General features: G+C 21.0%; 8 protein-coding genes. All 8 read right to left on the bottom strand.

Features of this window, described 5'->3' with window-relative positions; all coding sequences use genetic code 11:
* Window positions 1-611: 611 nt before the first annotated feature.
* Window positions 612-818: an RsmD family RNA methyltransferase gene (locus ACHMP6_RS01550; RefSeq protein WP_412097778.1), complete on the bottom strand. Its 207-nt coding sequence runs from the start codon at window positions 816-818 to the stop codon at window positions 612-614.
* A 4-nt stretch (window positions 819-822) separates the two neighbouring features.
* Window positions 823-1,374, bottom strand: a complete 552-nt coding sequence (yqeK, locus tag ACHMP6_RS01545) for a bis(5'-nucleosyl)-tetraphosphatase (symmetrical) YqeK (RefSeq protein WP_412097777.1) — start codon at window positions 1,372-1,374, stop codon at window positions 823-825.
* A 70-nt stretch (window positions 1,375-1,444) separates the two neighbouring features.
* Complete coding sequence (locus ACHMP6_RS01540; RefSeq protein ID WP_412097776.1) at window positions 1,445-1,996, bottom strand: YqeG family HAD IIIA-type phosphatase; 552 nt, start codon at window positions 1,994-1,996, stop codon at window positions 1,445-1,447.
* Window positions 1,997-2,003: 7 nt separating this feature from the next.
* The gene (gene greA, locus ACHMP6_RS01535) at window positions 2,004-2,477 is read right to left on the bottom strand and encodes a transcription elongation factor GreA (RefSeq protein ID WP_412097775.1); all 474 of its coding nucleotides are present in this window, start codon (window positions 2,475-2,477) and stop codon (window positions 2,004-2,006) included.
* 24 nt (window positions 2,478-2,501) lie between these two features.
* Window positions 2,502-3,107 carry an O-methyltransferase gene (locus tag ACHMP6_RS01530; protein ID WP_412097774.1) on the bottom strand — a complete coding sequence of 202 codons (606 nt, stop codon included), beginning with the start codon at window positions 3,105-3,107 and terminating at the stop codon, window positions 2,502-2,504.
* A 27-nt stretch (window positions 3,108-3,134) separates the two neighbouring features.
* Window positions 3,135-3,584: a Holliday junction resolvase RuvX gene (ruvX, locus tag ACHMP6_RS01525; RefSeq protein ID WP_412097773.1), complete on the bottom strand. Its 450-nt coding sequence runs from the start codon at window positions 3,582-3,584 to the stop codon at window positions 3,135-3,137.
* A complete protein-coding gene (gene alaS / locus ACHMP6_RS01520) occupies window positions 3,581-6,208 on the bottom strand; it encodes an alanine--tRNA ligase (protein ID WP_412097772.1) in 2,628 nt (875 codons plus the stop codon). The genes ruvX and alaS overlap by 4 nt, the downstream gene beginning before the upstream one ends.
* 144 nt (window positions 6,209-6,352) lie before the next feature.
* On the bottom strand, window positions 6,353-6,544 hold the full coding sequence (gene rpmF, locus ACHMP6_RS01515) for a 50S ribosomal protein L32 (protein ID WP_412097771.1): 192 nt from the start codon (window positions 6,542-6,544) through the stop codon (window positions 6,353-6,355).
* Between the last annotated feature and the right edge of the window lie 298 nt (window positions 6,545-6,842).

Here is a 6,842-nt window from a genome sequence, read left to right as displayed (position 1 = left end):
GTAAACTTATTTTTCCTCTTTCGCCTTGTAAAGGTTATTAACCTTTGCCTTGGTGAGTCAGTCCACTTCTTGATTCCAAAAGAAGCTTTGAATTACTCACGACTACTATGATTCTGCTTTTTCCTTGCTTCCACAAACTATTCTGTGTTTTTCTACAGAGAAATATTTTCTCTGAGAGAAGTTTAGGAAGATCGAAGTTACTCTAATTATTTACGCGACTCATTTAGGTATGCAGACCTTTTTTTGATCTTCAATCTATATAACATTGAAGATCAATTTTTTATATAAAGGTAGGTTCAAAGTTAGGTTCCGAACCCTATAATGTTTTTTAGTAAAACATTGATAATTTTGAAAATCTTTGAAAATAATTTCCAAATAACTTTGATAAACAGTTACATTTCATTTCTGTTTGTTAATATAATTACCCCGTTTATTGCATTTAGCCTTTTTTTAATAAGGTTATCCGTGTGAGTCATTCTTCTGGCGTGATCTTTTTGGATATGAATTTCTCCTCAACCCGCTTTTATTCTTTGCTGTAACTTTTGATTCTTTCGTTTCAAAAGCCAAGAATATGAAGGAACATATTATCATGATGTTCGTGATGCGTGAAATCACTCATAATTAGGCATCATTTCGCGCCCTTCAAAACCATAAGATCCCGTTCCAGCAAATAAATCTAAAACTATATTTCCTTTTATAGAATTGCCAATTGTATCAAATAAAGCTTTTCTAACTAAATGAGAAGTGATTTTGGTTTTATGCGAAGGAACTAAATTTAAATTAAAACCTCTATATTTTCCAGAAATAATACGAAGCATAAATTCACCTATTATTTTTATTTTTTTTAAAAAAATTTAATATTTTTAATTGTTCCTCATTAAAAGAAAAATTATTTAATTTTTCATTTCGTTCTTTATAAATGTTATAATTTAATTCTAATATTTTATAAAAAGTTTTGTTTAAATCTTTAAAAACTAATTTTCTAAATAAATCAACTTGACTATATTTTCTATTAATTTCTATTTTATCACTTATAAAAATAATTTTATCTAATGTATTCATTTTTATATGCCCTAAAACATGCCTATTAATAGAATTTATAATTTCTTTATCTTTAATTCCAAACTCTTTCATTAAAATAAAAGACGCACTAAAAGCATGATAAACAAAAGGTGTTTTTTTATATTTTTCAATAATATTACTATCTATTATTGACAAATGAAATTCTAAAGGTTCATTTTTTGTATAATCATGCATTAAAGAAGCAATTTGAGCTTTAAAAATATCTACTTTATAAAATAAAGCCAACTCAATTGATTTTTGATAAACTCCAATAATATGATTTAAACGAGTTATATCATTTCTAAATTTCATTTGAACTTTTTTCAAAATTTTTTCTATTATCATAACAAAAATAACAAATATAAAAAATTAATTAAATATTTCACATTTCTATAAAATTTTTAAATTTTTCTTCATAAAGTAAAGGATTTTCTTTTTTAACTTTCTTTATAAAAACATTTTCTATAAAAAAACGACTTAGCTTAGTGAATAAAAATTCTTTTTTTCTATTCAAAGGCCTAACTAAAATAGAAATAATTTTCATTTTATTAGAACCACAAACATCAGTTCTCAATTGATCTCCAATCATAACAACTTTATCTGGAGTTAAATTAACTAAATTTAAAGCTTTTTGAAACCCAACAACAGAGGGTTTTTTTTGACAAATTTTCAAATAAACATAAAAAAAATCACACTTTATAATTTTATCTAGTTTTTTTTTGGAAGCATTCGATAAAATAACTACTTGAAATTTTTTATTTAATTTTTTTAATAATTTAAAAGTTTCTAAAGTTAATTTATTTTCCATAGGACTTAATAAAGTATTATCTAAATCGAAAAATAAAGATCTAATTCCTTTTTTGTAAAAATCAGAATAAGGAATAGAAAAAACAGAATTATAATAAAATGTAGGCAAAAAATTTTTATTCTTCATATTATTACTATTCCACTTTTAAAATTTTAACTTTAATTTTTTTTCCTGTTTCAGTTTTAAACATTATTTCGTCACCTTCGTTATGACCTTTAATAGCTTGCCCTAATGGGGATTCTATAGAAATTTTATTTAAAAAAGGATCTACTTCTAAAATACCTACTAATTGTAAAATTTTTTCTTCCATATTATGATTAAATCTTAAATGTACAGTTTTTCCTAAATTAATTTCTTTATTTTTACTAGAAGTACTAATTATTATAGCATTTTTTAAAATATTTTGTATTTCTAAAATACGTGATTCTATTATAGCTTGTTCATTTCTAGCAGCACTATAATCAGCGTTTTCACTTAAATCACCTTGTTCTCTAGCTTCTCTAATAGATTCTAAATTTTCATTTCTTTTAACATTTTTTAAATATTCTAATTCTTCTTTTAATTTATCAATACCTGCTTGAGTTAAATAATACATTTTATTATTCATTATATTTTATTAATCCCCTTTTTTTTAAAAAAATTTATATTTTTTACGAGAAATACTGATCCCATCACCTATATTTTTAAATATAGTATGAAAATTATTATTTTCTTTTAAAAAATTTTTAAATTTTTTTAATTTAATAATTATTCTTCTTTTTCTTTTAGAAACGCTCAAATCATTTAAACTTAGATTTTGAAAATTTAAATTATCACAAACAATAAAACCTTCTTTTTTCAAGAAAAAACTATATTTTGAAAATATTTTTTGATACTGTGCCTTTGCGCAATCAATAAAAATAAAATCATATTGAATTTGAGGTTGATAAAATAATGCTTCAGACCATATAAAATCAATATTACAATGAAAATTTGAAAAAAATTTTTTTGCTAATTTATATTTCAAATAGTCTCTCTCTATAGTAGTAATATAATTAAATTCATTAGACATTGTTAAAGCACTATAACCAATTCCTGTGCCAATTTCTAATATATATTTAAAATTATTTTTTTTAATTATTTCTTTTAAAAAAATTGCAATTTCGTCTCGAATAATTGGTATCTTATGATCAATTGAAACCTTTTTTAATTCTTTTAAATATTTCATTTTTAAATATTTTTCATTTTGTAAAAACATAATATTTCATTTTTTATTTTATTTTTCTTAATTTAGATTTAATTTTTTATTATTATAATAATTCAAAAAACTTTGCAAAATAACCATAGCAGCTATTTCATCTTTTAATTTATTAACATTTTTCTTTTTGCAATTCATATTTTTTAAAATTTCCAATGCATTTTTAGTAGACAAACGTTCATCCCATAAAATAACATCTAAATATGGAAAATTTTTATTAATTCTTTTTTTAAAATCTAAACTAATATTAGCTTTTACACCAATATCATTATTCATATGTTTCGGATATCCCAAAACTATTTTTTTTACATTAAATTTTTCAATAATTTCTTTTAAAAAAGGAATTAATTCATGATACTGATTCTTATTGAAAATAATAGTTTTCAAATTAGTAGATAATATTCCGAATCGAGAAATAGCTATTCCTAAAGTTTTTTCACCTAAATCTAACCCTAAAAAACAAATCGTTTTATTCATAAAAAAGTTTTCCATTTTTTAATAAAAATATCTTTTTTTTGAGAATTACAAATATTTCCTTGTCCAAAATTTTTACTCCCTCCACCACGAATATTTAAAAAAGATTTAGCATTTTCTATAAAACGAGATACATCAACATTATTACTCTGACATAAAAAAATAAATTTATCATCATATTGATTACATAATAAACACAAAAAATCAATTTTCATTTTATTAAACAATTGTTTTAAAAGAACTTTTGATATATGAAGAGGTAAAATTTTATTATCAATAATTATAAGTTCTTTTTTTTTAAATTTATAAGGAATAAAACTATTATATTCTTTTAAAATATCTTTTTCTTGTTTTTTGAAAATTTTTTTTTGTAATTCTTCGAGATATTTTTTTAATTCATTAATATAATTTTTATATTTTTGAATATTTTGATAACTATTAACAATAGTATTTAAAAAAAAAGGTTTTTCTTTAAGATTTAAAATAACATTATCAAAAGATATTATATTTTTTTCTAATTGGTTAATTTTATGTAAAATTTTTTCTTCTTCTAATAAAAAATATTTAATATTTTCTTTAATTACAGGAATTAAAGAATCTCCTGAAACTGCTTCTATCCTATGAATTCCCGATCCTATAGAATTACAATTTACAATAGCAAATTTAATTAATTGTTTCGTATTCTCGACATGTGTTCCTCCACATAATTGTTTTGAAATTTCATCAATACAAACTAATCTCAATTTTTCATCATAAATTTTATTTTCTTTAGGTAATAAATTATTTTTTCTAGCATAATTCAAACTTATATTTTTTATAATAACAGAATAATTTTTATTAATCCATTCATTCACTTGTTCTTCTATTTTATTTATTTCTTCAAATGATAAACTTTTAAAATGATTAAAATCAAATCTTAAAATTTTATCACTTATAAAAGAACCTTGTTGCTTCACATGAATTCCTAATATTTTTTTTAAAGATTCATGCAAAAGATGTGTAGTCGTATGATGAATAGAATGTTTTTTCCTTCTTTCAATATCAATACAAGCTAAAACTTCTTGTCCTTCAGTAAAATCCAAATAAGAAGAACATTGATGCAAAATTTGTCCATTTGGTAACTTAATAACATTATTAACAGAAATATTATTAATCATACCTTTATCTGAATTTTGACCTCCCATAATAGGATAAAAAGGAGTTTTTTGCAAAACAATTCCTTGTTCAAAAATTTTTATTATTTTAGTTTTTATTGAAAAAAAATTGTATCCAATAAATTCACTTTTTTCTTTAAAATTTAAAAAAATAGGATTTTGTTTTTGCATATTAGAACAAATGTTTATATTTTGTCGAGACATTTTTTTTTGTTTTTCTAAAAAAAAATCAAATTTTTCATCTTCTATCAAAACATTATTTTGTTTTGCATACTGAAAAATAACTTCCTTAGGTAATCCAAAAGTATCATATAATTTAAAAAAATTTTCACTAGAAATAATATTATTATTTACTAATTTTAAAAAATGTTTCTTTCCTAATTTTAAATTTATTAAAAATTTTTCTTCTTCATTTTTAATAATATTTTCAATCAAAAACCTTTTATTTTTTAAAAAAGGGTAAGATTCTTGCATAGTTTCGATAACAACTTTTACTAATTTAAATAAAAAAGGTTTTCTTTTAGGAAATAATAAATCACTATTTTGCAAAGCTCTTCTTAAAATTTTTTTTAAAACATATCCTCTTCCAACATTAGATAAAATAACTCCATCTGCAATACCAAAAACTAAAGTTTTAATATGATCAGCAATAATTTTAAATATTTTTTGCCCTTTATATTTTTCCCCACTTAAATAAGCAATTTGATTAATAATAGGTAAAAAAAGATCTGTTTCAAAACTAGTATCAGTTTCTTGTAAAATACATGTTATTCTTTCTAAACCAGCTCCAGTATCAATATTTTTATTAGGTAATTCATTATATTCATCTACAGATAAATTTAATTCACAATTATATTGAGAAAAAACAATATTCCAAATTTCAATAAAACGGTTATTAGATATATCATTAATAATTAATTCTTTACCTCTAGAATCGTACTTTTCTCCCCTATCAAAAAAAATTTCTGTACAAGGACCACAAGGACCTTCTCCTATTTTCCAAAAATTATTTTTTAAAGGAATTAAATGTTCAATATTAATACCTTTTTTTAACCAATAATTATATGTTTCTAAATCTTTGTAAAAATAAGTAAAATAAATTTTTTCTTTAGGAAAATCAAAATATTCAGAAGAAAATAATAATTCATAAGCTAAATCTATAGATTCTTTTTTAAAATAATCTCCTATAGAAAAATTACCCAACATTTCAAAAAAAGTATGATGAATAGGAGTTTTACCTATATTTTCGATATCATTCATTCTCAAACATCTTTGAATATTAACAATTTTAGAAAAAGGAGGTATCTCAGAACCTTCAAAATATTTTTTTAAAGGGGTAATTCCTGCATTAATCCATAATAAATTAGGATCTGATTCAGGTATTAAAGAAGATGACTCTATCTTATAATGTTGTTTTTTGATAAAAAATTCTAACCACATTTTTCTGATTTCATAAGATGTTAATTTTTTCATTTTATTTTATTAATATTTTCCTTTAGAATAAATTTATTTTATTAATTACAAGTATCTAATTAAAATAAAAAACTTAAAATCATATTTTGAACTATATATTCATATTCATAAATATAAAAATTAATTAATAAAATGTTTAATTAATTACTTTTTAGTATCTTTTTTTTTATTAAAAATTAATTTTCCTTTGTAATAAACACTATCACGACTAATACGATGTGATAAAACAAAATTATTAGTTTCTGGACAAATAACTAAATTAGGCGTACTTAATTTATAATGCGTACGTCTTTTACGTTTTGAAGTTTTACTAGTTCTTCTAAAAGGAACTGCCATTTTTTTTAATCTCCTTTTTTTTTATTATCAAAAAAAAAATATCTTTTCAAAAATTTTAAATTTGATAATAAAAAAATAATTTTAAAATTTTAAAATTATTAATAAATAAAAAAATAATTTTCAAAAATAAAAAAATATTCACTTATATACTTATATTCTATATTATTTTTGAAATTATATATACAAAAAATTTATAAATATGGCGTTTGAGAAGGGATTCGAACCCCTGACCGACGGCTTAGAAGGATGCGAATAGAAAAATTGCGCCTTAATAATTTCTTATTAGGTTTCAAATAAG

This window comes from Candidatus Phytoplasma palmae (genome assembly GCF_046896035.1).
GTDB classification, from domain to species: Bacteria; Bacillota_I; Bacilli_A; order Acholeplasmatales; family Acholeplasmataceae; genus Phytoplasma; species Phytoplasma palmae.
The sequence above is the reverse complement of the archived record's forward strand: the minus strand, read 5'-3'. Positions and strand labels throughout refer to the sequence as shown.